The organism is Rathayibacter sp. AY1C9 (genome assembly GCF_002932315.1).
Classification (GTDB): Bacteria; Actinomycetota; Actinomycetes; order Actinomycetales; family Microbacteriaceae; genus Rathayibacter.
Window position 1 is genome coordinate 487750 of the sequence record NZ_PSVZ01000001.1, and the last position, 22334, is coordinate 510083.

Sequence of the window (22334 nt, forward strand, 5' to 3'; positions counted from 1 at the left end):
CCGATCGTCCACCCGGGCGATCCCGGGCCGTGGACCCGTGCGCCCGCGGCAGCCGGGAGAATGGACCGGTGAGCGAGACGCGCGTGCAGGCCTGGGCCCTCGACGGCATCCCGGAGGTGACTCCCGGTGACGACCTGCTCGAGCTGATCCTCGCGGCCGTCGCCGCCGCCGCCGAGGAGGACCGGCCCGCGGACGGCGACATCCTCGTGGTCACGAGCAAGATCGTCTCGAAGGCGGAGGGGCGCGTCGTCGCCGCGGCCGACCGCGAGGACGCGATCACGGCCGAGACCGTCCGCGTCGTCGCCACCCGGGCGCACGGCTCCGGCGTCACCCGCATCGTGGAGAACCGCCTCGGGATCGTGCAGGCGGCGGCCGGAGTCGACGCCAGCAACGTCGCGGAGGGGACGGTCCTCCTCCTCCCCGTCGACCCGGACGCCTCGGCGCGGGCCCTCTGCGCGGGTCTCCGGGAGCGGCTCGGCGTGGAGGTGGGTGTGCTCGTGAGCGACACCCTGGGCCGCGCGTGGCGGGTCGGACAGACCGACGCGGCCATCGGAGCCGCGGGCGTCCTCGTGATCGACGACCTCCGCGGCGGGGTCGACGCCCTGGGGCGCACGCTCGGAGTGACCATGCCGGCCGTGGCGGACGAGATCGCCGCGCTCGGCGACCTGGTGAAGGGCAAGGCGAGCGGTCGCCCCGTCGCCGTCGTCCGCGGGCTCGCCCGCCTGGTGACGGGGATCGAGAGCCCGGGCGCCCGCACGCTGACCCGGACGGGCCCCGACGACATGTTCCGCCTCGGCGCCGACGAGGCCTTCGCCGAGGGCTTCGCGGCCGGAGCCGCCTCGCGCGAGGAGCGCCCGTGACCGGCTGGAGCGCGGTCGTCGTGTTCAAGGGCCGCGGCGGCTCGAAGACGCGCCTCGACGTGCCGGGCCGCGCGGCGCTGGCCGAGGCGTTCCTCCTGGACACGCTCGCCGCGGTGGCCGCCGCGGAGCCGGTGACGAGCCTTCTCCTGGTCACCTCCGACGCCGGTGCGGCCGACCGCGCACGGGCGGAGCACCCGCAGCTGGTGGTGGTGCCCGACCCGGGGACCCTCGACGCCGCCGTGTCCGGGGGAGCCGAGGCCGCCCTCCACCGCCGGCCGGGCGCCCCGGTGATCGTGCTGACCGGGGACCTGCCCGCCCTGCTGACGTCGGACCTCTCCGAGGCGCTCGCGACGCGGTCGCTCCCGGCCGTCGTCCCGGACCGCGAGGGGAGCGGCACCACGGCGCTCCTGCTGGCGGCAGGGGCCCTGGTCGCTCCGGCGTTCGGCCCGGGCTCGCTGGCCCGGCACCGCGACGCGGGCTGCGCCGTCGTCGTGCTGCCCGGCTCGTCGACGCTGAGGCTGGACGTCGACACGCTCGCCGATCTCGGAGACGCGGAGGAGGCCGGGGTCGGCCCGCACACGTCCCGCGCGCTGGCCGCAGCGGCCTGAGGCGCAGGGAGTCCGAGCCGCGGACGCGGTCAGCCGGCGAGCAGCCCCGCCTCGAACGCCGCCGTCAGGCCCGCGTCGATCGCGAGCGGTGCGCCGTCGACCGAGCGGACGGGGATCGCCCGCCGGGTGCTCGACACCAGCCACGCCGCATCCGCACCGGTGAGCGCCGTGACCGGCAGCTCGCGGCGCGACGACGCGAGCCCGCGGCGCTCGCCCAGCGCGAGGACCCGCTCGACCGTCGTGCCGGCGAGCACGCTGCCCGAGAGCGGCGTCGCGAGCACCCCGTCGCCGAGGAGCACCAGGCTCGACGTCGCCCCCTCGAGGAGAAGCCCGTCGCTCGTGCGCCAGACCACGTCGTCCGCGCCCCGGGACGCCGCCTCGCGCAGCGCCGCCCGGGTGACGGCGCCCGAGGTGGTCTTGACGCCCGGGAGCAGCCACGGCGCGAGCGGACCGCTCGCGTACCCGCGGTCCAGCACGACGACGGCCGCGCCCTTCTCCCGGAGCGCGCTCGAGTCGGGAGTCGGAGCCGCGCGCACGGTGCACCGGGCGGAGTCGCTCGAGCCGTGGGCGGCGATGAAGCGGACCGTCAGGTCGTCGACCCGGTCGTGCTCCGCCACGGCGAGGTCGACCGCTCGGGACCAGAGGGGCGCCTCCGGGATCGTCAGCCCGACGGCCCGGGCCGATCCGGCCAGCCTCTCGAGGTGCTCGCCGAGCGCACGGGGACGTCCGTCGAGGACCGCGACGGTCTCGAAGACCCCGTCGCCGCGGAGGTAGCCCGCCTCGTCCACGCGGACGAGCGGACCCTCCGGGTCGCGGAGGACGACGGCGCCGGAGGTGATCTCGACGAGGACGGGGGTGCTCATCCGCCCATCCTGCCCCCGGCGGAGCCTCAGCGGGGGAGGAGGCCGCTCGCCACGTCGGACGGCTCGACGATCTCGCGCCACGGCTCCGGCCGGAGTCCTGCCGAGCCGAGCACGTCGGCCCCGGCGAGGAGGTCCACGTCGAGACCGGTCAGCTCGCCGATCGCGGCGACCGGCAGCTGGAACGTCCTGAAGCCGCCGAGCGGCACCAGGCCCTCGCGCACCCGCTCCACGAGCTCGCTCTGGTCGAGCAGGTACGCGCTCGTCGCGAGCGTCGATCCGTCCGGGCTCCACGCCGCGATCTTCCAGAAGCGGCGGGGGATGCCCGTACCGCGGTAGACCGGGTCGTCGTCCGCGAGCACGGGCCCGGTGAAGACGCTCAGGCGCGTGCGCCAGGTCTGCGCGTACTCGAGCACCAGCGTCTCGAGCCCGAGCCACAGCTCCTGCGACTGGTTGAAGCCGCTCGCCTGGGGCGCGGCGTTCGTGTAGCAGAAGCTGTCGCGGTTGGCCGCGGCGGCCTCGTCCCGGTCGCCCCAGACGGGGTCGCGGCGGCGGACGAGGTGGCCCCGGTCGAGGTCGTTGCGGGCGTACACCTCCGGCCCGGTCTGCTCGGAGGCGGGGATGCGGTCGTCGAGGTGCCAGTCGTCGCCGCGGCCGAGCTCGACCAGGCGCGCGCCGTCGATGTTCACGGCCGTCGAGGCGGCCAGGCGCCGCTCCGGATCCAGCAGCACCTCGAAGTGCGTGTACGGCAGGAGCCGCACCGGGCGCTCGACCCTCAGGCGCGGCGCACCCGCGGGGACGCCGAGGAAGTCCGCGTCGAAGCTCACTCCTCGACCTCCGCCGTCGGAGTCGCCGTGGCTGTCGCTGTCGGGGTCGCCGTGGGCGTCGCCGGGGGAGCCTCGGTCGCGGGGACTCCCGTGCCGGTCGGAGCCGGAGCCGGTGCCTGGGTGGCGGGAGCCGGGACCTGCGAGCCGTTGCTGATCAGCAGGGCGATGTCGGAGTAGCGCGCGACGGTCGTGCCCGCGGCCGGGTCGGTGCCCGCCACCACGCCGGCCGGGAGCGACGAGTCGATGGTCGCCCCCTCCTCGACGTCGAAGCCGAGGTCCTCCAGCGCCTCCGTGGCGTCGTCGACCGAGCGGCCGGAGACGGTCGGCACGGCGATCTGGCGGCCGTTCAGCAGGGCGCTGCTGGGCTCCTCGAAGTCGTCTCCGCCGTACTTCTGGTCGGCGCGGGTCATCACCGAGTTCCAGATGTAGTGGCGGATGTTGGAGGCGTACGGGCGGCTCTCGAGCTCCGAGTTCGGGAAGCGGACCTCGCGCATCGAGGTGTGGCCGTCGATGTTGCCCACCCAGACCACGGTCGCGACGCGAGAGCTCGCCCCGTCCATCCAGGTCGACTCCGCGTTGTCGGTGGTGCCCGTCTTGCCGATGTGCTCGATGCCGTCGTCCGGGTCGGACTGGGCGGCCGTGCCGCCGGTGACGACGCGCTGCAGGGCGTAGTTCGCGACCGCCGTCAGCTCGGGGCTGAGGGCCTGGTTGCAGGTGGAGGTCGGCGGCTGGACGGCGGCGCCGGTCGCGTCGGTGATCGAGTCGATGGCGATCGCGGAGCAGGCGGTGCCGTTGTTGGCGAAGCCGGCGAAGGCGGTGACCATCGAGAGGGGGGAGATGAGCGTGTCCGAGCCGAGGACGGCGGACGGCTTGTAGTCGACCTCGCCGCCGTCGGCCGCCTTCACGCCGAAGCCGACCGCGCGGTCGCGGATCGCGCAGAGGTCGAGCTGCTGCGCCATCGAGACGTAGACGGTGTTGATCGACTGCATCGTGCCGGTCAGCACGCTGTAGCTGCCGTTCTCGCTGTCGTCGTTGTTGACCTCGTAGGAGGTGTCGAGCTCGCCGCCCGGCGCGCAGCTGGCGGGGAAGCCCGAGAAGGTGCGCTCGCGGCCGTTGATCGTCTCGTTCAGGGTGCGTCCGCTCGCGAGCCACTGCGCGAGCGTGAACACCTTGTAGGTCGATCCGACCTGGAACCCGGCGGAGCCGCCGTAGGCCGTGTCGGTGTTGAAGTTGACGGCGGAGAAGTTCGCGCCGTTGACGGCGCCGGCCGCGTCGTAGTCCTTGTTCTGCACCATCGCCAGGATCCGGCCGGTGCCGACCTCCATCGAGACGGTCGCGCTGCCGATGTTGGTGTCGAGGGTGGGGACCTTGGGGACGGCGTTGTTCGTCGCGTTGGCCGCGGTGTCCTGCAGGTCGCGGTCGAGCGTCGTGTAGATCTTGTAGCCGCCGCGCTGGAAGTTCGCGAGGCGGGTGTCCGCGTCGTCGCCGAACGCCGGGTCGTTCTGGACGACGCGGGTGATGTAGTCGCAGAAGAAGGCCGCGTTGCCGGCGGTCTGGCAGCCCGTGGGCGTCTGCGTGATCGCGGGGACGACCTCCTCGGCGACGGCGGCGTCGTGGTCGGCCTGCGAGATCTTCCCCTCCTGCAGCATCTGGTCGAGGACGTAGTCGCGGCGGATCTTGTTGTCCGGGATGTTCTCGGGCTGGTCGATCCTGAGGCCGTTGGGGTTGTTGACCGTGGCGATCAGGCTCGCGGCCTGCGCCAGGCTCAGGTCGGCCGCGGTGGTCGAGAAGTAGTACTCGGCCGCCGCCTGGATGCCGTAGACCTGCCCGCCGAAGCCCGCGATGTTGAGGTAGCCGAGGAGGATGTCGTCCTTGCTGTACTTCTTCTCGAGGTCGACGGCGAGCTTCATCTCCTTGAGCTTGCGGCTCGGAGTGGTCGCGGTCGCCTCCTCGTAGGCGGCCTCGGAGGCCGCCTCGTCGGTCGCGCTCAGCGACTCCGCCTTCTGCACGAGGACGTTCTTGACGTACTGCTGAGTGATGGAGGATCCGCCCTGGAGGTCCCCGCCGACGATGTTGCTGAGCACCGCGCGGATCGTGCCCTGCAGGTCGACGCCGCCGTGGTCGTAGAAGCGCGGGTCCTCGGTCGAGACCGCCGCGTCCTTCACGGACTGGCTGACCTGGTCGAAGGCCACCTCCTCGCGGTTCTGCGCGTAGAAGGAGGCGAGCAGCTCGTCCGAGCCGTCGGTGCGCTTGGCGTAGATCTCGGTCTTCTGGGCCAGCTGGCCGAGCTCGAGGTACTCGGGCACCGTCTCGAACAGCCCGATCGGGTTGTTCTCGGCGAGACCGGTGACGGCGAGGGCGGGAGTGACCCCGACCGTGATCAGCAGGCCCCCGGCGAGGCTGGCTCCGACGATCCCGAGGACCCGGGCGAGCACGCCGCCGCGGGCGGTTCCTTGCGCAGACATGGCTACGAGAGTAGGCGACGAGTCTGGATCCGTCGTGCGGCCGCGCCCGGGGGCCCGGATGCCCGCCCTCCCGGCCCCGGGGGCGGCGGCCGCCGGTACGGTGAGCGGGTGACCAGAGCCCGAGCATGACCGCCTCCGCCGACCCCGCCGAGACGCGCCGCCGCGCGGTGCTCGTGGTGGCCGTCCTCGCTTCCTTCGTCGCCTTCCTCGACGGCACCGTCGTCAACGTCGCCCTGCCCGCCATCACCCGCGAGCTCGGCGGCGGGCTCGCGGTGCAGCAGTGGGTGGTCGACGGGTACCTGATCACGCTCGGCGCGCTGATCCTCGTGGCCGGCTCGCTCGCCGACCGCATCGGCCGGGCCCGCAGCATGACCATCGGCCTGATCGGCTTCGGCGTCACCTCGCTGCTGTGCGCGCTGGCCCCCACCGCCGAGGTCCTCATCGTGGCGCGGATGCTCCAGGGTGCCGCCGGCGCGATCCTCGTGCCCAGCTCGCTCGCCCTCATCATCGCGACCGTCCACGGCGCCGCGCAGGCTCGGACCATCGGTGCGTGGACGGCCTGGACCGGCACGGCGACGATCGCCGGGCCCGTGCTCGGCGGCCTGCTGGTGGACGCGGGCTCGTGGCGGTACGTCTTCGCGCTCAACCTGCTGCCGATCGCGGTGACGCTGGCCCTGCTGCGCAGGCTCGGCGCGGTCGACTCGGGGACCCGGGTGCCGATCGACGGCGTCGGCGCGGTGCTCGGGGTGATCGGCCTGGGAGGGCCGGTGTTCGCGCTGATCGAGCAGGAGCGGCTCGGGATCCAGCATCCGCTCGTGCTGACCGCCCTGATCGGGGGAGTCGCCGCCCTCGTCGCGTTCGTCGTGTGGGAGCGGCGCGCGGCGCATCCGATGCTGCCGCTGTCGCTCTTCGCGTCGCGGAACTTCACCGTCGGCAACGTCTCGACGGCGTTCGTCTACGGCGCGCTCTCCTTCGGCTTCTTCGCGCTGGGCCTGTTCCTCCAGCAGACCCTGGGCTTCTCGGCGACCCTGGCCGGGCTCGCGACGCTCCCGCCGACGATCCTGCTGCTCCTGCTCTCGCAGGTCTCCGGGTCGCTGTCGGCGCGGTTCGGCCCGCGGCTCTTCATGGGCGTCGGACCGCTGATCGCCGCGGCCGGGTTCCTCCTGCTCTCCTTCGTCGACGAGGGCGCCGACTACGCCACGCAGCTGCTGCCGGGGATCCTCCTCTTCGGCTTCGGCCTCGCGGTGACGGTCGCTCCGCTGACCTCGACGATCCTCGGCGCGGTGGAGGACGGGCACAGCGGAGTCGGCTCCGCCGTGAACAACGCCGTCTCGCGCATCGCCGGGCTGGTCGCCATCGCCGCGACCTCGCTCGTGGTCGGCGACTCGCTCGACGTCGAGGGCTTCTCCCGTGCCGCCGTCGCGACCTCCGCCCTCCTGGTCGCCGGGGGCGTCGTCTCCCTCCTCGGCATCCGCAACCCGGCTCCCGCCGACCGCTGACGACTGCTCGGGGAGCGTCTCCGACCCCCGTCCGGGGTGCGGCGCTTCGTGTTCACGCGGTGTCCGCCGATCCTTCGACGGAACGTGGATGAAATAGTTGTCGCTACATGGAATACTGATCGACGTCGATGCGCTTGCATACATCGGACGGGGACGCTCTCCCCGCGACGACCGTCACACTCGAGGAGAAACCATGACCGACACCGTCACCATCCCCGGCTACAAGGCCGGCACCTGGGTCATCGACCCCACCCACAGCGAGGTCGCGTTCAGCGTCCGCCACCTGATGATCAGCAAGGTCAAGGGCAAGTTCGAGCGCTTCACCGCCACGTTCACCACCGGCGAGAACCCGCTCGACTCCAAGGTCGAGGCCACCGCCGAGGTCGCCTCCGTCAACACCAACGAGCCCAACCGCGACGGCCACCTCCGCACCGGCGACTTCTTCGAGGCCGAGAAGTACCCGGAGATCCACTTCGTCTCGACCGCCGTCCGCCCGAACGGCGACGACTTCCTCGTCGACGGCGAGCTCACCATCAAGGGCACCACCAAGCCCGTCACCTTCGAGGTGGAGTTCGGCGGCTTCGGCACCGACCCCTACGGCAACTACAAGGCCGGCCTCACCGCCAAGGCCACCATCGACCGCACCGACTTCGGTCTGACCTACAACGCGGCCCTCGAGACCGGTGGCGTGCTCATCGGCGAGAAGGTCACCATCACCCTCGACCTGCAGGCCGCCCACCAGGCGTAGTCCGAGCCGATCGACCGGAGCCGTCCCTCCCCCCGGGGAGCGGACGGCTCCGTCGTTCCCGGAGCCGGTGCGGGATCAGAGGATGCCGAGCTCCGTCAGCTGCTCGGAGATGCCGGCGCCGTCGGGCGCGAAGACCCAGGTCGTGCCGCTGGTCAGGGAGCGGTCCTCGGCCTTGGAGCGGCCTCCCGCGAGCACCGCCTCGCCTGTGGAGAGCTGGCGGATCGCGATCGCCGCGACCTTGTCGGGGTGCTCGTCCGCGAAGTCGGAGTAGATCTCCTCGTCGTGCTGCCCGTCGTCGCCGACCAGCAGCCAGCGCACGTCCGGGAACTCGGCCGCGAGTCGGCGGAGGTTCATCTCCTTGTGCTGCTTGCCGCTGCGGAACCAGCGGTCGTGCGTCGGGCCCCAGTCGGTCAGGAGGAGCGCTCCGGCCGGGTACAGGTGCCGCGACAGGAAGCGGGTGAGCGCCGGGGCGACGTTCCACGCGCCGGTGGAGAGGTAGATGACCGGGGAGCCCTCGTACTGCCGGGCGAAGCGGTCGAGGAAGACCGCCATGCCGGGCGTGGGCATCCGGGCGTGCTCGTCGAGCACGAAGGTGTTCCAGGCGGCGACGAAGGGGCGGGGGAGCGCGGTGACCATCACTGTGTCGTCCACGTCCGACACGACGCCCAGCCGCGCCTCCGGACGCACGATGAAGACGGGCGCCTCGACGGGCTTCGAGCCCGCGGTCGAGAAGGTGATGGTGTGCCAGCCGGGCTCGAGCGTGATCGGGAGGTCCGCGTCGACGACTCCGCCGCGGTCGGCCGTCACCCGGTGGGTCTGCCCGTCGGCCTCGACGGTCACGACGGCCCCGCTCACGAAGACGCTGGTGAAGCTCCGCCAGCCGCGCACGCCCTCGACGGGGCGGACCTCCTCGACCCCGGGAGGGGTCGGCCGCGTGTAGAGGACGCGGGCCAGGACGCGCAGCTGCGTCGTCGAGCCGTAGCCGGTGTAGGGGATGACCCTCGGGACGTAGCCCTTGCGCTTCACGCGCCTCATCCGGAAGGAGTGGAGTCGGTCCTCGAGGCGGGCGGCGCGGTGCATGACCTCCGCCTTGCCTGCGCTCAGGGGCTTGCTCTCGGGCGTCAGCGGCATCCGCCCAGTCTGTCAGACCGGATGCCGGACCGCGGATCGCGCTCTCACGCGATCGTCAGGCTCCGGTGGGCTCGATCAGCTCGGGGCCGTTCGCCGAGACGGAGCCCACGGCTGCACCGACGCCGTGCACCTCGAGCTCCTCGGCCAGCTCGGCCGCACCCTCGGCGGCCGCGCGCAGCAGCTCGCCGTCCCCGGGGGGCGCCGGGTCCAGCCAGTCCTCGATCAGCTCCGGCTGCAGCAGCACGGGCATCCGCTCGTGCACCTCGGCGAGCGGCCCGGCGGAGGGGCGGGTGAGGACCGTCGCCGAGAGCAGCCACGGAGAGCCCGGCTGGGCCGAGCGCCACCACTCGTAGAGACCGGCGAACAGGAGGAGCGAGCCCTCGCCCGGCGAGACGTAGACGGGTGCCTTCGCCCCGTCCGCGCCGACCCGCCACTCGTACCAGCCCGAGGCGGGCACGATCGCGCGCCGGGAGGCGTAGGACTCGCGGAACGACGGCTTCTCGGCGACGGACTCGATCCGCGCGTTGAACAGCGGCGGCCCCGCGGACGGGTCGGCGGCGGAGCGGGGCACCAGGCCCCAGCGGGCTCCGGCGAGCCGACGCCGCGGCGGGCTGCCCTCCTCGACCCCCTTCATCGACTCCGCGACGACGGCGATCCGCTGCGTCGGCGCGATGTTCCAGGACGGCTCCGGAAGGTCGGCGCCCGGCTCGTCGATGTCGAAGAGCGCCACCAGGTCGGCGGTGGTCTGCGAGAGGACGAAGCGTCCGCACATGGTTTCTCCCGGGTGGATCGGACCCGCGGAGCCGTCGCCCTTCCGGGGGCGCGAAACACGAGGGACTTTCGATGAGACGACCCCGACCGGCGGTCGCCGTGCGTACGATTGTAGGAACCACGACCGAAGGAGCCCGCCGTGCCTCTTGGAAACCTCGTCGATCGACCGTTCGGTGAATCGTCCCAGGTCCGCAACGAGCCGGTGCAGGTGCGCAGCGCCGCCCGTCTCGCCTCGCTGCTCGACGCGGCGGCCGCCGTCGTCGACGAGGTCGGCTTCGACCGTCTGACCACGGCGATGGTCGCCGAGCGCGCGGGAGCCGCGATCGGCACGGTCTACCGCTACTTCCCGGACCGCATCGCCGTCCTCCAGGCGCTGCGCGAGCGGGCCCTCGAGCGCTTCCGCCGCCGCGTCATCACCGAGATCCGCGACACCCACCCGGGCAACTGGTGGGGCGCGGTCGACTGCGCGATCGACGCCTTCTGCGAGATGCACCGCAACGAGCCGGGCTTCCGCTCCATCCGCTTCGTGGACACGATCCACGCCCCCGAGGTCGCGGGCGAGGCGTTCGAGGCCGGCTTCTTCGCCCGCCGCTTCGCCGAGATCCTCGCGTCCGAGTACGGCCTCCCGGGCGGCGCGCAGCTGTCCTTCCGCCTCGAGGTGACCATCGAGGTCGCGGACGCGCTGCTCACGCGCGCGTTCCTCATCGACCCCAACGGCGACCAGCGCTTCATCGACGAGAGCCGCTCGCTGCTGCGCCACTACATGACCTCGCACTACGGAGCCGTCGAGGAGTCCTGACCGGCTAGGACTGTCAAGGCCCTAGTCGCTCCCGGAACATCCCGCAACACTTCGCGGTCCGGGTTGGCAGGCGGCTGCTATTGGTGTTTTCCTTGCCGCCTGGCCCCGTTCGGGGCCGCGGGCCGTGCAACGGCCGGACGCGCGGAGCGAGAGCGGGCACAGTCGTGGACCAGGGACAGATCGGCGCGCACACCGCCGGACGGCGGGCGGCCTCGTGATCGAGTTCCGCAACGTCAGCAAGCAGTACCCGGACGGCACGCGGGCGGTCGACGACTTCTCGCTCGTGCTGCCCTCCCGGCAGACGACCGTCTTCGTCGGCTCCTCGGGCTGCGGGAAGACCACGATCCTCCGCATGATCAACCGGATGATCGAGCCGACCTCCGGCACCATCGAGATCGACGGCGAGGACATCTCGTCCCTGCCCGCCGTCGCGCTCCGCCGCCGCATCGGCTACGTGATGCAGAACTCCGGCCTCCTGCCGCACCGCAAGGTCATCGACAACATCGCGACCGTGCCGCGCCTGAACGGGGTCGCCAAGAAGCAGGCGCACGCCCGCGCGCTCGAGCTGATGGACACGGTCGGACTGGACCGTGCGCTCGCCGCCCGGTACCCCAGCCAGCTCTCCGGCGGCCAGCAGCAGCGCGTCGGGGTGGCGCGCGGCCTGGCGGTCGACCCGAACATCCTGCTGATGGACGAGCCGTTCGGCGCGGTCGACCCTCTCGTGCGCGCCGACCTGCAGCGCGAGACCCTGCGGCTCCAGGACGAGCTCGACAAGACCGTGGTCTTCGTCACCCACGACATCGACGAGGCGTTCCTCCTCGGCGACCAGGTCGTCATCCTCGAGAAGGGCGGCCGGATCGCGCAGAAGGGCTCGCCCGCCGAGATCCTGGCGAACCCCGCGAGCGAGTTCGTCGCCGGCTTCGTCGGTGCCGACCGCGGCAAGCGCTCGCTCCGGATCGAGGAGCGCGACGGCGCCCGCATCGTGGTCGACGGCGACGGGCGCCCGACCGGAGTGCTGCGCGCGCAGGACGGCCCCGCCGCGTGAACTGGGTCGTCAACAACACGGACGCGATCGTCGCGAACCTGCTGGCGCACCTGGCCCTGTCGGTCCCGCCGATCCTGCTCAGCTTCCTCGTCTCGCTGCCGTTCGGCTGGTTCGCGAACCGCTACCGCTGGAGCCGCGGCACCCTGCTGACAGGGCTCGGCGTGCTCTACGCCATCCCCTCGCTGGCCATGTTCATCCTGCTGCCGGTCCTGCTGGGCATCCCGCTCCGCTCGACCGCCAACGTGATCACGGGCCTCACCCTCTACGGCGTCGCGCTGATGGTCCGCACCACCTCGGACGCACTGGGCGCGGTGTCGGACGACGTCCGCCAGTCGGCGACCGCGATGGGCTACTCCGGCTGGGCGCGCTTCTGGCGGGTCGAGTTCCCGCTGGCCGGTCCGGTCCTGCTCTCGGGCCTGCGCGTGGTCACGGTCAGCACGGTCAGCCTGGTGACGGTCGGCGCGGTGCTCGGGATCCAGAGCCTCGGCCTGCTCTTCACCGACGGCTTCCAGCGCGGCATCACCGGTGAGATCGTCACGGGCATCGTCCTCACGATCGTCCTCGCGCTGGTGCTCGACGGACTGCTGGTGCTGATCGGCCGTCTCCTCATGCCCTGGACGGCTCTGGACCGCACGCGCCGCTCGCGCAGACCGGTCGCGGTCGAGAGGGCGGTGACGTCGTGAACCTCATCGCCGAGGCCTTCGCCTGGATCGCCGACCCCGCGCACTGGACCGGGGTCTACGCGATCCCGACCCGTGTCGCCCAGCACGTCGGCATCAGCCTGCTGGTGCTCGTGATCGCGGCCGCGATCGCGATCCCGATCGGCTACCTGATCGGGCACACCGGGCGCGGCAAGGGCATCGCCGTGCCGGTCGCAGGCGGCCTGCGCGCCCTGCCGACGCTGGGCGTGCTCGTCCTCGCGGCGATGAGCCTGGGGCTCGGCCTCGGCGCTCCGGTGATCGCCCTCGTCGTGCTCGCGATCCCGTCGGTGCTCGCCGGCGCGTACTCCGGGCTCGAGGCGGTCGACCGCCGCACGGTCGACGCGGCGCGCTCGATGGGCATGACCGAGTGGCAGATCCTGACGAAGGTCGAGATCCCGCTGGGGCTGCCGCTGCTGATCGGCGGGCTCCGCTCGGCGGCGCTGCAGATCATCGCGACCGCCACGCTCGCCGACTACATCGGCGCCGGCGGCCTCGGGCAGTACATCTTCCGCGGAGTGAAGTCGGGGGACTACCCGCAGATGCTCGCCGGCTCGATCCTGGTGATCGTGCTGACGCTCCTCAGCGAGGTCCTCTTCGCCCTCCTCCAGCGGCTCGCCGTGCCGCGCGGAGTCGTGCTCGGCCTGGCCGGCACCGCCGGCCGCACAGGTTCCCGCGCCTCGTCGCCCCGACGACGCGCGGTGATGGGAATCCCCATCGAAGAAGGGAAATAGCAATGTTCACAGCACATTTCACGAAGGGCCGTGTCGCGCTCAGCGCACTCGCGGTCGGTGCCGTCGTGGCACTGGCAGGGTGTTCCTCGAGCGATCCGCTCGATGAGGGATCGGGTGCGACTGCGGGCAGCGAGACCATCGTGGTCGGCTCGCAGGACTACTACTCGAACGAGATCCTCGCCGAGATCTACGCGCAGGCGCTGGAGAACGACGGCTTCACCGTCGACCGCCAGCTGCGCATCGGCCAGCGCGAGATCTACCTGCCCGAGATCGAGAGCGGATCCATCGACGTCTTCCCGGAGTACGACGGCAGCCTCCTGCAGGCGCTCGAGCCCGACGCGACGGCCACGACCGCCGACGACGTGTACTCCGCGCTCGGCGACGCGCTGCCCGACGGCCTCCGCGCCCTCGACGCCGCCGAGGCCAGCGACCAGAACTCGTACACCGTCACCCAGGCCTTCGCCGACAAGTGGGACCTGACCGACATCGCGTCGCTCAAGAACGTCACCGACCCGATCGTGGTCGGCGGCAACTCCGAGCTGCAGACGCGCCCCTACGGGCCCGACACGCTGCAGTCGAAGTACGGCATCACGACCACCTTCCAGGCGATCGAGGACAGCGGCGGATCGACCACCGTCGACGCGCTCACCAGCGACCAGATCCAGCTGGCGAACGTCTACACGGCCGACCCGAACATCCAGAAGAACGACCTCGTCGCTCTCGAGGACCCGGACGGACTGTTCGTGGCCGACAACGTCGTGCCGATCGTCTCGAGCAAGATCACGGACGACGCGGCCGAGGTGCTGAACGCGGTCAGCGCGAAGCTCACGGCGGACGACCTCGTCGCCCTCAACTCCGAGAGCGTCAACGAGCAGAAGTCCGCGTCCGCGATCGCGGGCGAGTGGCTGAAGTCGGCGGGTCTCGTCGACTGATCCTCCCCGGATCCACGCCCGGAGGCGCGTCACTCGTCGAGGTGACGCGCCTCCGCTCTGTTCAGGAGCTTCTTCCCGAGGAGCACGAGCAGGGCGAAGACGACGATGACGCCCACGAAGACGTAGCCGGCGCCGTGCAGGCTCTCCGAGAGCTCCCGGTAGCTGCCCGCCGCGGCCGCGCCGACGCCGACGTAGGCGGACGACCAGAGCACGCACGCCGGGATCGTCCAGGCCATGAAGGTCCGATAGCGCATCCCGCTCATCCCCACCGTCAGCGGGATCAGCGAGTGCAGCACCGGCAGGAAGCGCGAGAGGAACACGGCGAACCCGCCGCGCCGCGCGAGGTAGCGCTCGGCCTTCAGCCAGTTCTTCTCGCCGAGCCGGCGTCCCAGGCGCGACGCGCGGATCCGCGGCCCGAACCAGCGGCCGAGGTAGAAGCCGACGGACTCGCCGCAGAGGGCGCCGATGACGACCGTGACGGCCAGCGCCGCGAACTGCAGCGGGCTGGTCACGCCGGTCGCGCTGACGATCACGATCGTGTCGCCGGGGACGACGAGGCCCGCCAGGATCGTGGTCTCGAAGAAGATCGCGAGTCCGGCGAGGAGCGTCCGCCAGACCGGGGGGACGCTGACGACGAAGTCCAGGATCCCGGTGAGGGTGTCGTTCACCGGGCGCCCCTGCCCGCCGGGGACTCGATCGGGGGCTGGGGCCGACGGCGGCTCCGGATGCTCGGCATGGCTAGATCGTAGGGGCGCACGGCTGGGCGGCGGCAGGGCTGCGCCCGGGAGGCCGGTGGACGCCGGGCGGTCAGGGGACGGCGACGAGCGCGGAGGCCGCCGGGCCGGTGCCGTTCGCCGTGACCGCCTGCACCGAGAGGGTGTAGCTGCGGCCCGGGACCAGCTTCGTGAAGGTCTGCGAGCGCTTGGTCGCGGCGACCACGGCGCTCCAGGCTCCGGCTCCGCTCGTGTCGGACCCGTCGCGCGACACCCGGTAGCCGGTGACCGCCGAGCCACCGGTCCCCGCGGGGGGCGACCACGCGAGCGTCGCCGTGCCGTCCGAACCCGCCGTGGCGGTGACGGCGGTCGGAGCGCCGGGGAGCCCGGCGGCGACGAGGGTCGCCGTCAGCGTGGTGCTGCTCCCGGGAGTGACGACGCTGTGCGAGGCGGCGCCGCCGTCCGACCAGGACGAGAACCGGTAGGCCGTGCCCGACGCGTCGGTCTGGTCCGGGACCTCCAGCTGGAGGGCCGAGCCCGCCCACGAGACGACGGTCGTGCCTCCGGCGACCTCGGTGCCGTTGACGACGACCGTCCGGCCGGCGGGAGCGGTGGCCAGGGTGACGGAGACCTTCTGCGGGGAGAACGTCCGCGTCGCTTTCGTCGACACTCCGCTCGAGTCCGTCGCCGTGACGCTGATCAGGAGGTCGCTGTCCGCGGCGGCGGCGAGGTCCTCCGGGCCGGGGGCGACGAAGGAGAGGTCGTTCCCCGTCAGCGGCCCGAGGAAGGGATGCGTGTGCTGAGCGTGGCGGCGCTGGACGGTCCAGGTGAGCGCCGAGGCGGGCAGGACGCCGTCCTCGGCGTCGGTCGCCGTAGCGCGGAGGCCGTAGCTCCGGCCCGTCACGAACACCCCTCCGTCGGCGGGTGCGGTGATGCTCACCGTCGGGGCACTGCCGCCCGAGGTGATCCTCGTCGTCGCGGGTGCGGAGACGGCTCCCTTCGGATCGCGGACGCGGAGGGACGCGGTCCAGCTGCCGGCGGCGTAGCTGTGGGTGAAGGTCGGGCCGGTCGTGATGCGGTCGGGGGTGCCGTCGCCGAACGACCACAGGTAGGTCAGGGCACCGCCCTCCGGGTCGCTGCTGCCCGAGCCGTTCAGCCGCGCGGCGAGAGGAGCCGCGCCGGAGGAGGGGGCGGCGGTGAGGGTCGCGGTCGGGGCGCGGTTCGCCGCGGCGGTGTAGGCGAGGCGCCGGACCTCGCCGCCGTTCGCGTAGCTGGTGTAGAAGAAGTCCTGGGTCCCGCGCGAGGGACCGAAGGCCATGGCGACGGCGCTGCTGCCGCCGAGGCCGGTCACGAGGTCGCCGGCCGCGCCGGTGCGGCCGAGGGTCCGGATCTTCCCGCACACGTAGTCGCCGAAGAGGTACGCGCCGTCGTAGGCGGCCGGCCAGACGCCGCGGGGGACGTAGGCGCCGCCCGTGATCGAGGCGCAGCCGCTGCTGTGCGCGTAGTCGTGGACCGGGTCGGTGAGCCCGGCGGGCGCCGCGGCTCCGCAGTTCGAGGCCGAGCCGGTCTTCGCGCAGTGGCCCTCACGGGTGTTCCAGCCGTAGTCGGCGCCGGCGACGCCCTGGTCGATCTCCTCCCAGGCGTCCTGGCCCACGTCGTTGATGCGGAAGACGGTGCCGGTCGCGTTCGGGTCGAAGGCCATCCGGAACGGATTGCGCAGGCCGCTCGCGAACGTCTCGCGGCAGCGCAGGTCCGCGGCGGCCGGGGCGAGCCGGCAGGAGGCGGTCCCGGTGCCCAGGTAGGGGTTGCCGGCCGGGACGCCGCCGGTGAGGGTGATCCGGAGGATCTTGCCGTTCAGGATGTTCGGGTCGCGGGCGGCGTCGTTCCGGCCGCCGCAGCCGCTGCCGCCCGGCGAGCCGACTCCGCCGCGGTAGTCGCAGCCGCCGTCGCCGACGCTGACGTAGAGCAGGCCGTCCTTGCCGATGGCGAGGTCGCCGCCGTTGTGGTTGCTCGCGGGAGAGTAGATGCCGTCGAGGAGGACGCGCTCGGAGGCCGGGTCGATGCGGTCGTCGGTGCCGAGCTGGAACGAGGAGACGCGGTTGCGCGGGGCTCCCGCGGGGTTCACCGTGCCGCCGGCGTTGGTCGGGCAGGAGGAGTCGGAGCCCTTCGCGGTGTAGTAGACGACGACGGTGCGCGAGCCCGGTGCCGGGTCGACCGCGAGGCCGAGCACACCGCGCTCGCCGTTGGCGCAGACCTTCGAGCGCAGGTCGAGGGCCGGAGTGGCGACCAGGCCGCCGGCGCGGATCACCCGGATCGCTCCGGTCTGCGAGGAGACGAGGGTGCGCCCGTCGGTCGTGAAGGCGAGGGCGGTCGGCGCGGGGACGGCCGCCACCCGCGAGTCGGTGAAGCCGGCGGGCACGACGGGAGCGGCGGACGCCGGACCCGCGGGCCCGGCGACGAGCGCGGCGGCCGTGATCGCCAGGACGGTGAGCAGGGCGAGACCGCGGGGGCGGATCCTCGAGCGGGGCATCGGTGACTCCGAGACGGTCGGCGCTGCTGAGCGAGCGGCGGTCTGCGGCGGTGCAGAGGGCGCTGTCGGCGATGACGCGGGGCCAGGATAGGCGCGCGCGGCGGAGGGGCCGTGTCCCCCTTCAGGGTCAACACTGGGGGCTCCGGGCGCGGTGTCCCCGGGCCGCTCACGTCGAGCGGGGCTGCAGCGCGTCGGCCCGCCGGTTCACTCCAGAGCGGGCAGGACCACCGCGCGGACCGCCTCCGAGAACCGGGCGTAGCCGACCTCGTCGAAGTGCAGGCCGTCGTCGACGAAGAGGGAGGGGTCGACAGAGCCGTCGGGAGTGACGAGCGCGTCGGCGGTGGGGACGAAGGTGACGCGGTCGTCCGTCTCGGCGTAGGCGCTGACCGCGGTGTTGGCGGCGCGGACCTCGGCGCCGACGGAGGCGCGGGCGGGCGTCTCCGCGATCTCGACGTAGAACAGCTCGGCGTCGGGGGCGACCTCCTCCACGCGCTGGAGGTACTCGACGACGGCGCCGGCGGTCTGGGCGCCGGTGCGCGAGCCCTCCTCGCCGCTGATGTCGTTCGCTCCCACGTACACGATCACGGCGCGGGGATCGAAGGGGGCGACCATGCGGTCCAGCCACGCGAGGTGATCGGCGACGGTCGTGCCGCCGATCCCGATGTTGTAGGTCTCGAGCGGACGCAGGTCCTCCTTGGAGGTCGTCCAGCGGCCGATCGTGGAGCTGCCCGTGAGGACGATGCTGTGCTGCGGGAACCCGGCGGCGAAGCGCTTCTCGAGACCGGCGACGCGCTCGGCCATGTCGACGGAGGAGGTCGGGCCGGGGTCGGGGGAGCTCGCGGCCGGAGCGCCCGCGCCTCCGCTCCGCGAGGCGAGCGAGAGGGCGATGCCCGCGCTGGCGAGGACCAGCGCGAGCACCAGCAGCGCGACCAGGAGGCGGAGGCGGATGCGGCGGGGGCCGGGGGCGGAGCCGGAGGGCGTCGCTCGAGTCATGGCTCGATCCTCGGGCATCGGCGGGGGCGCGTCGTCCACGATGCGGCCGTCCGAGGACCCGCGCACCCGGTGGCCGTCTCTCCGTCACCGGATCGCCGTGATCGGATCCGTGCAGAACATCACAGAGGATGCACAGCCGTGCAACACTTGCACATCGCCATCGCCATCGTCGCCGCCGGCCGACTTCCGATGGACGATCACGACGAGGACTCATGGCACGCGCACGCATCACCTGGGTGGACACGGCGAAGGGCATCGCGATCATCCTGGTCGCCCTGGCCCACTCCGTGCAGTGGACCACGACGGCCGGGATCGCCCCCGACTCGTGGAACGAGATCAACCTCCTCCTCATCACCTTCCGGATGCCGCTGTTCTTCCTCGCCTCGGGGCTGTTCGCCGGCTCCGTGCTCACCCGGTCGTGGCCGGAGCTCTGGCGTTCGCGGCTGAGCCTGCTGGTCTGGGCCTTCCTGCTCTGGTCCGTGGTGCGGTTCCTCTTCTTCCTGGTGGTGCCCAACCCGGGCGGCACCGACGAGTCCGACCCGCTCGCGCTGCTCCTCCAGCCGGTGATGCCGCACAACGGGCTCTGGTTCCTCTACGCGCTCACGATCTTCTTCGTGGCCGCCAAGCTCGCGCAGGGCCGGATCGACTGGCGGGTGCAGATCGGCATCGCGACCGCGATCGCCGTGGTCTGGTACGCCGTCCGCTCCAGCACCTCCGAGGGCACCGGGAACATCGCCTGGGACGGCATGGCCCGCTACCTGATGTTCTTCCTGCTCGGCCTCTACCTGCGGAACGCGGTGATCGCGTTCGTGGAGCGCCGCGGGATCCTCAGCGGAGTCGGCTTCGGCGTGCTGTTCCTCGTGCTCGCCGGCGTGATCCTCGCCGTCCGCGCCCGCTTCCCGCTGCTGACGATCGGGCTGGTCCTGGTGAGCGTGCTGGCGGTCCTCGCCGGGCTCGTGGTCGCCCGCTTCCTCTCGAACCGGCGCGGCGCGGGCTGGATCACCTTCATCGGCCGCAACACGCTCCCGGTGTACGTGGTGCACGTCCTCTTCGTCTCGCTCGCCACGAGCACCCTGCTGCTCTTCGACGGCGAGCGCTGGCTCGACGTCATCGGACCGGTCGTGCCGCTCCTGGTCTGCGGGATCGGCGTCGCGGCGGCGCTGGGCTACTGGCGCCTCACCCGCGACCTGCCCGTGCTGAAGTACGGCTTCCAGGCGCCCGCCTGGTTCTCCGGCTCCCGCTCGCGCGTCGACGCCGGCTGACCGCGGGGCGCCCGCCGACGGCACATCGGCATCGGCTCCGGGAGTCTCTTCACCGGGCGAGTCCGTCGATGGCGTCGCGCAGTGAACGGATTCCCAGAGCCGATCTCGCGGATGTGCGCCTGGGAATCCGCTGAAGGCCCGTGAGAGGAAGTCTCAGCGCTCCGTCGCCCGCCTGATCGCTCGGCGTCGAGAGGCCGGCGGCGGCTGGTCCGACGGAGGCGAGCCCCGCTCGGCAGTCGCCGCGCGGGGGACTCCCTCGACGTCGAGAGGGACTGTCTCGACGTCGAGCGACCGGTCGGCGGGAGCGCTCGGAGGGGCGTCCGGGGCCACCCCGGAAAGGGTGCCGCCAGGAGCTCGCGGAAGGCCGCACATCCGCCCCAGTACTGGGATCGGAGGCCGTCGGACCCCTTCCGCCGACCTACTCTCGGAGCTGTGAACGAACTCCTGGACCCGCTCCTGCTGTCGAGATGGCAGTTCGGTCTGACGACGATCTACCACTTCCTGTTCGTGCCGCTCACGATCGGCATGGCGCTCACCGTCGCGATCTTCCAGACCTGCTGGGTGCGCACCGGGAAGGTGCACTACCTGCAGCTGACGAAGTTCTTCGGGAAGCTCTTCCTGATCAACTTCGCGATGGGCGTCGTGACCGGGATCGTCCAGGAGTTCCAGTTCGGGATGAACTGGAGCGACTACTCCCGCTTCGTCGGCGACGTCTTCGGGGCCCCGCTGGCGTTCGAGGGCCTGCTCGCCTTCTTCCTCGAGGCGACCTTCATCGGCCTCTGGATCTTCGGCTGGGACAAGCTGCCCGAGAAGCTGCACCTGGCCACCATCTGGCTGACCACGCTCGGCACCACGCTCTCGGCCTACTTCATCATCGCCGCGAACGCGTTCATGCAGAACCCGGTCGGCTTCCGCATCAACGAGACCAAGGGCCGCGCGGAGCTCACCGACATCTGGGCGCTCCTCACCAACAAGGTCGCTCTCGCCGCGTTCCCGCACACGATCTTCGCCTGCTTCATGGTCTCGGCCGCCGTCATCATCAGCGTCGCGGCCTACCACCTCTCGCGGAACCAGCACCTCGAGACCATGCGCCCCGCGCTGAGGTTCGGCGCCTGGATGATGCTCGTCAGCGGCGGCCTGACCCTGTTCACCGGCGACTCGCTCGGCCTCGCGATGGTCGACACGCAGCCGATGAAGATGGCGGCCGCGGAGGCGCTCTACAGGACCTCCACGGGCGTCGACGCCTCCTTCTCCGTCTTCACCTGGGGCACGCCGGACGGCTCGAGCGAGCTGTTCTCGATCCGCATCCCCTACCTGCTCTCCTTCCTCTCGACGCACACCTTCACCGGCACGGTCGAAGGCATCAACGACCTCCAGGCGCAGTACACCCAGGTCTACGGACCCGGCGACTACACGCCGATCATCTGGGTCACCTACTGGTCGTTCCGCTGGATGATGGCCCTCGGCGTCCTGGCCATCGGCATCGCCGCGGCCGGCCTCTGGTTCACCCGGAAGGGCCGCGAGCCGAAGCAGTGGATGTGGAAGGTCGCGATCTGGGCCGCCCCGCTGCCGCTGATGGCGATGATCGTGGGCTGGGTCTTCACCGAGATGGGCCGCCAGCCGTGGCTCGTGTTCGGACTGCTGAAGACCGCCGACGGAGTCTCGCCCGGAGTGAGCGGCCTCGAGGTCCTGATCTCGCTGCTCGCCTTCACCGCGATCTACGGCACGCTCGCCGTGGTCGAGTTCCGCCTGATCAAGCGGGCCGCGCAGGCCGGCCCCGACGACGCTCCCGAGGTCGACGAGGAGAGCGGTCGCCCGCAGCTCGTCGGCACCGTCTACTAGGAGGCACCCCTCATGGATCTCGCCGTTCTCTGGTTCTGGATCGTCGCGTTCTTCTTCATCGGCTACTTCGTCCTCGACGGGTTCGACTTCGGCGTCGGCATGTCGCTCCCGTTCCTCGGGCGCGACGACACCGACCGCCGCGTGCTGATCAACACGATCGGCCCGGTGTGGGACCTCAACGAGACGTGGGTGATCGTCGCCGGCGCCGCCCTGTTCGCCGCGTTCCCGGAGTGGTACGCCACGCTCTTCAGCGGGTTCTACCTGCCGCTTCTGCTCATCCTGCTCGCGCTGATCGCCCGCGGCGTCTCGTTCGAGTACCGTCACCAGCGTCCGGAGGCACAGTGGAAGCGGCGCTTCGACACGATGATCGTCGTCGGCTCCGCGGTGCCCGCCTTCCTCTGGGGCGTGGCCTTCGCGAACATCGTGCAGGGCGTCCCGATGGACGCCGACCACAACTTCACCGGCACCGTCCTGGACCTGCTGAACCCCTACGCGCTCCTGGGCGGAGCGACGACCCTCCTGCTCTTCTTCACGCACGGAGTCGTCTTCGTCGCCCTGAAGACGGAGGGGGAGATCCGCGAGCGTGCGCGCCGCCTGGCGACCCGCGCGGGGCTGCTCACCGTGGTCGTCGCCGCGGTCTTCCTGGCCTGGACCAACCTCGGCCAGGGGAGCACCGCCTCCTGGGCGCTCTCGGCGGGCGCGGCCGCGACCCTCGTCGGCGGCTGGCTCGCCATCACGCGGGGCCGGGAGGGACGCGCCTTCGCGCTGCTGGCCGGCACCATCGCGCTCGCCGTGCTCGCCCTCTTCGCGACGCTGTTCCCCGCGGTGATGCCGGCCTCGAACGTCCCCGCCTACGGGCTGACGATCGAGAACGCCTCCAGCACGCCCTATACGCTGACGGTCATGAGTTGGACCGCCCTGGTGTTCGTGCCGCTCATCGTCGGCTACCAGGCCTGGACCTACTGGATCTTCCGCAAGCGCATCAGCCGCGCGCACATCCCGGTCGACGCCCACTGA

Annotated in this window: 20 protein-coding genes; 12 read left to right on the plus strand and 8 right to left on the minus strand. The window is 72.0% G+C overall.

Annotated features, from left to right (window positions below; all coding sequences use genetic code 11):
- Positions 1–68 precede the first annotated feature (68 nt).
- Positions 69–860, plus strand: coding sequence for a coenzyme F420-0:L-glutamate ligase (locus tag C5D09_RS02280; RefSeq protein WP_258066883.1), 792 nt, complete (start codon positions 69–71; stop codon positions 858–860).
- Complete coding sequence (gene cofC, locus C5D09_RS02285; protein WP_104268508.1) at positions 857–1468, plus strand: 2-phospho-L-lactate guanylyltransferase; 612 nt, start codon at positions 857–859, stop codon at positions 1466–1468. The genes C5D09_RS02280 and cofC overlap by 4 nt, the downstream gene beginning before the upstream one ends.
- Before the next feature lie 29 nt (positions 1469–1497).
- Here the strand turns inward: cofC and C5D09_RS02290 are convergent, their stop codons facing one another.
- The 3 genes from C5D09_RS02290 to C5D09_RS02300 are packed head-to-tail and all read right to left on the minus strand — an operon-like array spanning position 1498 to position 5620.
- Positions 1498–2331, minus strand: a complete 834-nt coding sequence (locus C5D09_RS02290) for an aminotransferase class IV (protein ID WP_104268509.1) — start codon at positions 2329–2331, stop codon at positions 1498–1500.
- A 26-nt stretch (positions 2332–2357) separates the two neighbouring features.
- Positions 2358–3155, minus strand: a complete 798-nt coding sequence (locus tag C5D09_RS02295; protein WP_258066885.1) for a DNA/RNA non-specific endonuclease — start codon at positions 3153–3155, stop codon at positions 2358–2360.
- The gene (locus tag C5D09_RS02300) at positions 3152–5620 is read right to left on the minus strand and encodes a transglycosylase domain-containing protein (protein WP_104255131.1); all 2469 of its coding nucleotides are present in this window, start codon (positions 5618–5620) and stop codon (positions 3152–3154) included. Before C5D09_RS02300 ends, C5D09_RS02295 begins: the two co-directional genes overlap by 4 nt.
- 125 nt (positions 5621–5745) lie before the next feature.
- Here C5D09_RS02300 and C5D09_RS02305 point away from each other — a divergent pair, with 125 nt between their 5' ends.
- Positions 5746–7119, plus strand: a complete 1374-nt coding sequence (locus C5D09_RS02305; RefSeq protein WP_104268510.1) for a DHA2 family efflux MFS transporter permease subunit — start codon at positions 5746–5748, stop codon at positions 7117–7119.
- A gap of 193 nt (positions 7120–7312) precedes the next feature.
- Entirely contained in the window at positions 7313–7867 is a 555-nt protein-coding gene (locus tag C5D09_RS02310) for a YceI family protein (protein WP_104223105.1), read from the plus strand.
- Between the two features lie 75 nt (positions 7868–7942).
- Here the strand turns inward: C5D09_RS02310 and C5D09_RS02315 are convergent, their stop codons facing one another.
- Entirely contained in the window at positions 7943–8998 is a 1056-nt protein-coding gene (locus tag C5D09_RS02315) for an App1 family protein (protein ID WP_244229442.1), read from the minus strand.
- A 55-nt stretch (positions 8999–9053) separates the two neighbouring features.
- Positions 9054–9770, minus strand: coding sequence for an SOS response-associated peptidase (locus C5D09_RS02320; protein WP_104255134.1), 717 nt, complete (start codon positions 9768–9770; stop codon positions 9054–9056).
- Between the two features lie 138 nt (positions 9771–9908).
- On the opposite strand from C5D09_RS02320, the gene C5D09_RS02325 reads away from it, so the two are divergent.
- From C5D09_RS02325 to C5D09_RS02345, 5 genes are all read left to right on the plus strand, one after another.
- Positions 9909–10568, plus strand: a complete 660-nt coding sequence (locus tag C5D09_RS02325; RefSeq protein ID WP_104223107.1) for a TetR/AcrR family transcriptional regulator — start codon at positions 9909–9911, stop codon at positions 10566–10568.
- A 214-nt stretch (positions 10569–10782) separates the two neighbouring features.
- Positions 10783–11613: an ABC transporter ATP-binding protein gene (locus C5D09_RS02330; protein ID WP_104225631.1), complete on the plus strand. Its 831-nt coding sequence runs from the start codon at positions 10783–10785 to the stop codon at positions 11611–11613.
- On the plus strand, positions 11610–12296 hold the full coding sequence (locus C5D09_RS02335; protein ID WP_104223109.1) for an ABC transporter permease: 687 nt from the start codon (positions 11610–11612) through the stop codon (positions 12294–12296). The genes C5D09_RS02330 and C5D09_RS02335 overlap by 4 nt, the downstream gene beginning before the upstream one ends.
- Positions 12293–13045, plus strand: coding sequence for an ABC transporter permease (locus C5D09_RS02340; RefSeq protein WP_104225632.1), 753 nt, complete (start codon positions 12293–12295; stop codon positions 13043–13045). Before C5D09_RS02335 ends, C5D09_RS02340 begins: the two co-directional genes overlap by 4 nt.
- Positions 13046–13047: 2 nt before the next feature.
- Positions 13048–13977, plus strand: coding sequence for an ABC transporter substrate-binding protein (locus C5D09_RS02345; RefSeq protein WP_104223111.1), 930 nt, complete (start codon positions 13048–13050; stop codon positions 13975–13977).
- 29 nt (positions 13978–14006) lie between these two features.
- Here C5D09_RS02345 and C5D09_RS02350 read toward each other — a convergent pair whose 3' ends face one another.
- From C5D09_RS02350 to C5D09_RS02360, 3 genes are all read right to left on the minus strand, one after another.
- On the minus strand, positions 14007–14645 hold the full coding sequence (locus tag C5D09_RS02350) for a DedA family protein (RefSeq protein WP_104223112.1): 639 nt from the start codon (positions 14643–14645) through the stop codon (positions 14007–14009).
- Between the two features lie 139 nt (positions 14646–14784).
- The gene (locus C5D09_RS02355; protein WP_104268511.1) at positions 14785–17220 is read right to left on the minus strand and encodes a PQQ-dependent sugar dehydrogenase; all 2436 of its coding nucleotides are present in this window, start codon (positions 17218–17220) and stop codon (positions 14785–14787) included.
- Positions 17221–17424: 204 nt separating this feature from the next.
- Positions 17425–18213: a GDSL-type esterase/lipase family protein gene (locus tag C5D09_RS02360; protein WP_146085185.1), complete on the minus strand. Its 789-nt coding sequence runs from the start codon at positions 18211–18213 to the stop codon at positions 17425–17427.
- Positions 18214–18425: 212 nt separating this feature from the next.
- Between C5D09_RS02360 and C5D09_RS02365 the strand changes: the two genes are divergently transcribed.
- The 3 genes from C5D09_RS02365 (at position 18426) to cydB (ending at position 22334) form a co-directional block, all read left to right on the plus strand.
- Positions 18426–19475 (plus strand): acyltransferase family protein, encoded by a 1050-nt coding sequence (locus tag C5D09_RS02365; protein WP_181131414.1) that lies wholly within the window; start codon positions 18426–18428, stop codon positions 19473–19475.
- Positions 19476–19907: 432 nt separating this feature from the next.
- Entirely contained in the window at positions 19908–21317 is a 1410-nt protein-coding gene (locus C5D09_RS02370) for a cytochrome ubiquinol oxidase subunit I (RefSeq protein WP_104261744.1), read from the plus strand.
- Positions 21318–21329: 12 nt separating this feature from the next.
- Complete coding sequence (cydB, locus tag C5D09_RS02375) at positions 21330–22334, plus strand: cytochrome d ubiquinol oxidase subunit II (RefSeq protein WP_104263596.1); 1005 nt, start codon at positions 21330–21332, stop codon at positions 22332–22334.

Bases quoted from the DNA above. Each gene is read 5' to 3' on its own strand.
- C5D09_RS02290 (WP_104268509.1), bottom strand. From the start codon at position 2,331: ATGAGCACCCCCGTCCTCGTCGAGATCACCTCCGGCGCCGTCGTCCTC.
- C5D09_RS02300 (WP_104255131.1), bottom strand. From the start codon at position 5,620: ATGTCTGCGCAAGGAACCGCCCGCGGCGGCGTGCTCGCCCGGGTCCTC.
- C5D09_RS02305 (WP_104268510.1), top strand. From the start codon at position 5,746: ATGACCGCCTCCGCCGACCCCGCCGAGACGCGCCGCCGCGCGGTGCTC.
- C5D09_RS02310 (WP_104223105.1), top strand. From the start codon at position 7,313: ATGACCGACACCGTCACCATCCCCGGCTACAAGGCCGGCACCTGGGTC.
- C5D09_RS02315 (WP_244229442.1), bottom strand. From the start codon at position 8,998: ATGCCGCTGACGCCCGAGAGCAAGCCCCTGAGCGCAGGCAAGGCGGAG.
- C5D09_RS02320 (WP_104255134.1), bottom strand. From the start codon at position 9,770: ATGTGCGGACGCTTCGTCCTCTCGCAGACCACCGCCGACCTGGTGGCG.
- C5D09_RS02345 (WP_104223111.1), top strand. From the start codon at position 13,048: ATGTTCACAGCACATTTCACGAAGGGCCGTGTCGCGCTCAGCGCACTC.
- C5D09_RS02355 (WP_104268511.1), bottom strand. From the start codon at position 17,220: ATGCCCCGCTCGAGGATCCGCCCCCGCGGTCTCGCCCTGCTCACCGTC.
- C5D09_RS02360 (WP_146085185.1), bottom strand. From the start codon at position 18,213: ATGACTCGAGCGACGCCCTCCGGCTCCGCCCCCGGCCCCCGCCGCATC.
- C5D09_RS02365 (WP_181131414.1), top strand. From the start codon at position 18,426: ATGGCACGCGCACGCATCACCTGGGTGGACACGGCGAAGGGCATCGCG.
- cydB (WP_104263596.1), top strand. From the start codon at position 21,330: ATGGATCTCGCCGTTCTCTGGTTCTGGATCGTCGCGTTCTTCTTCATC.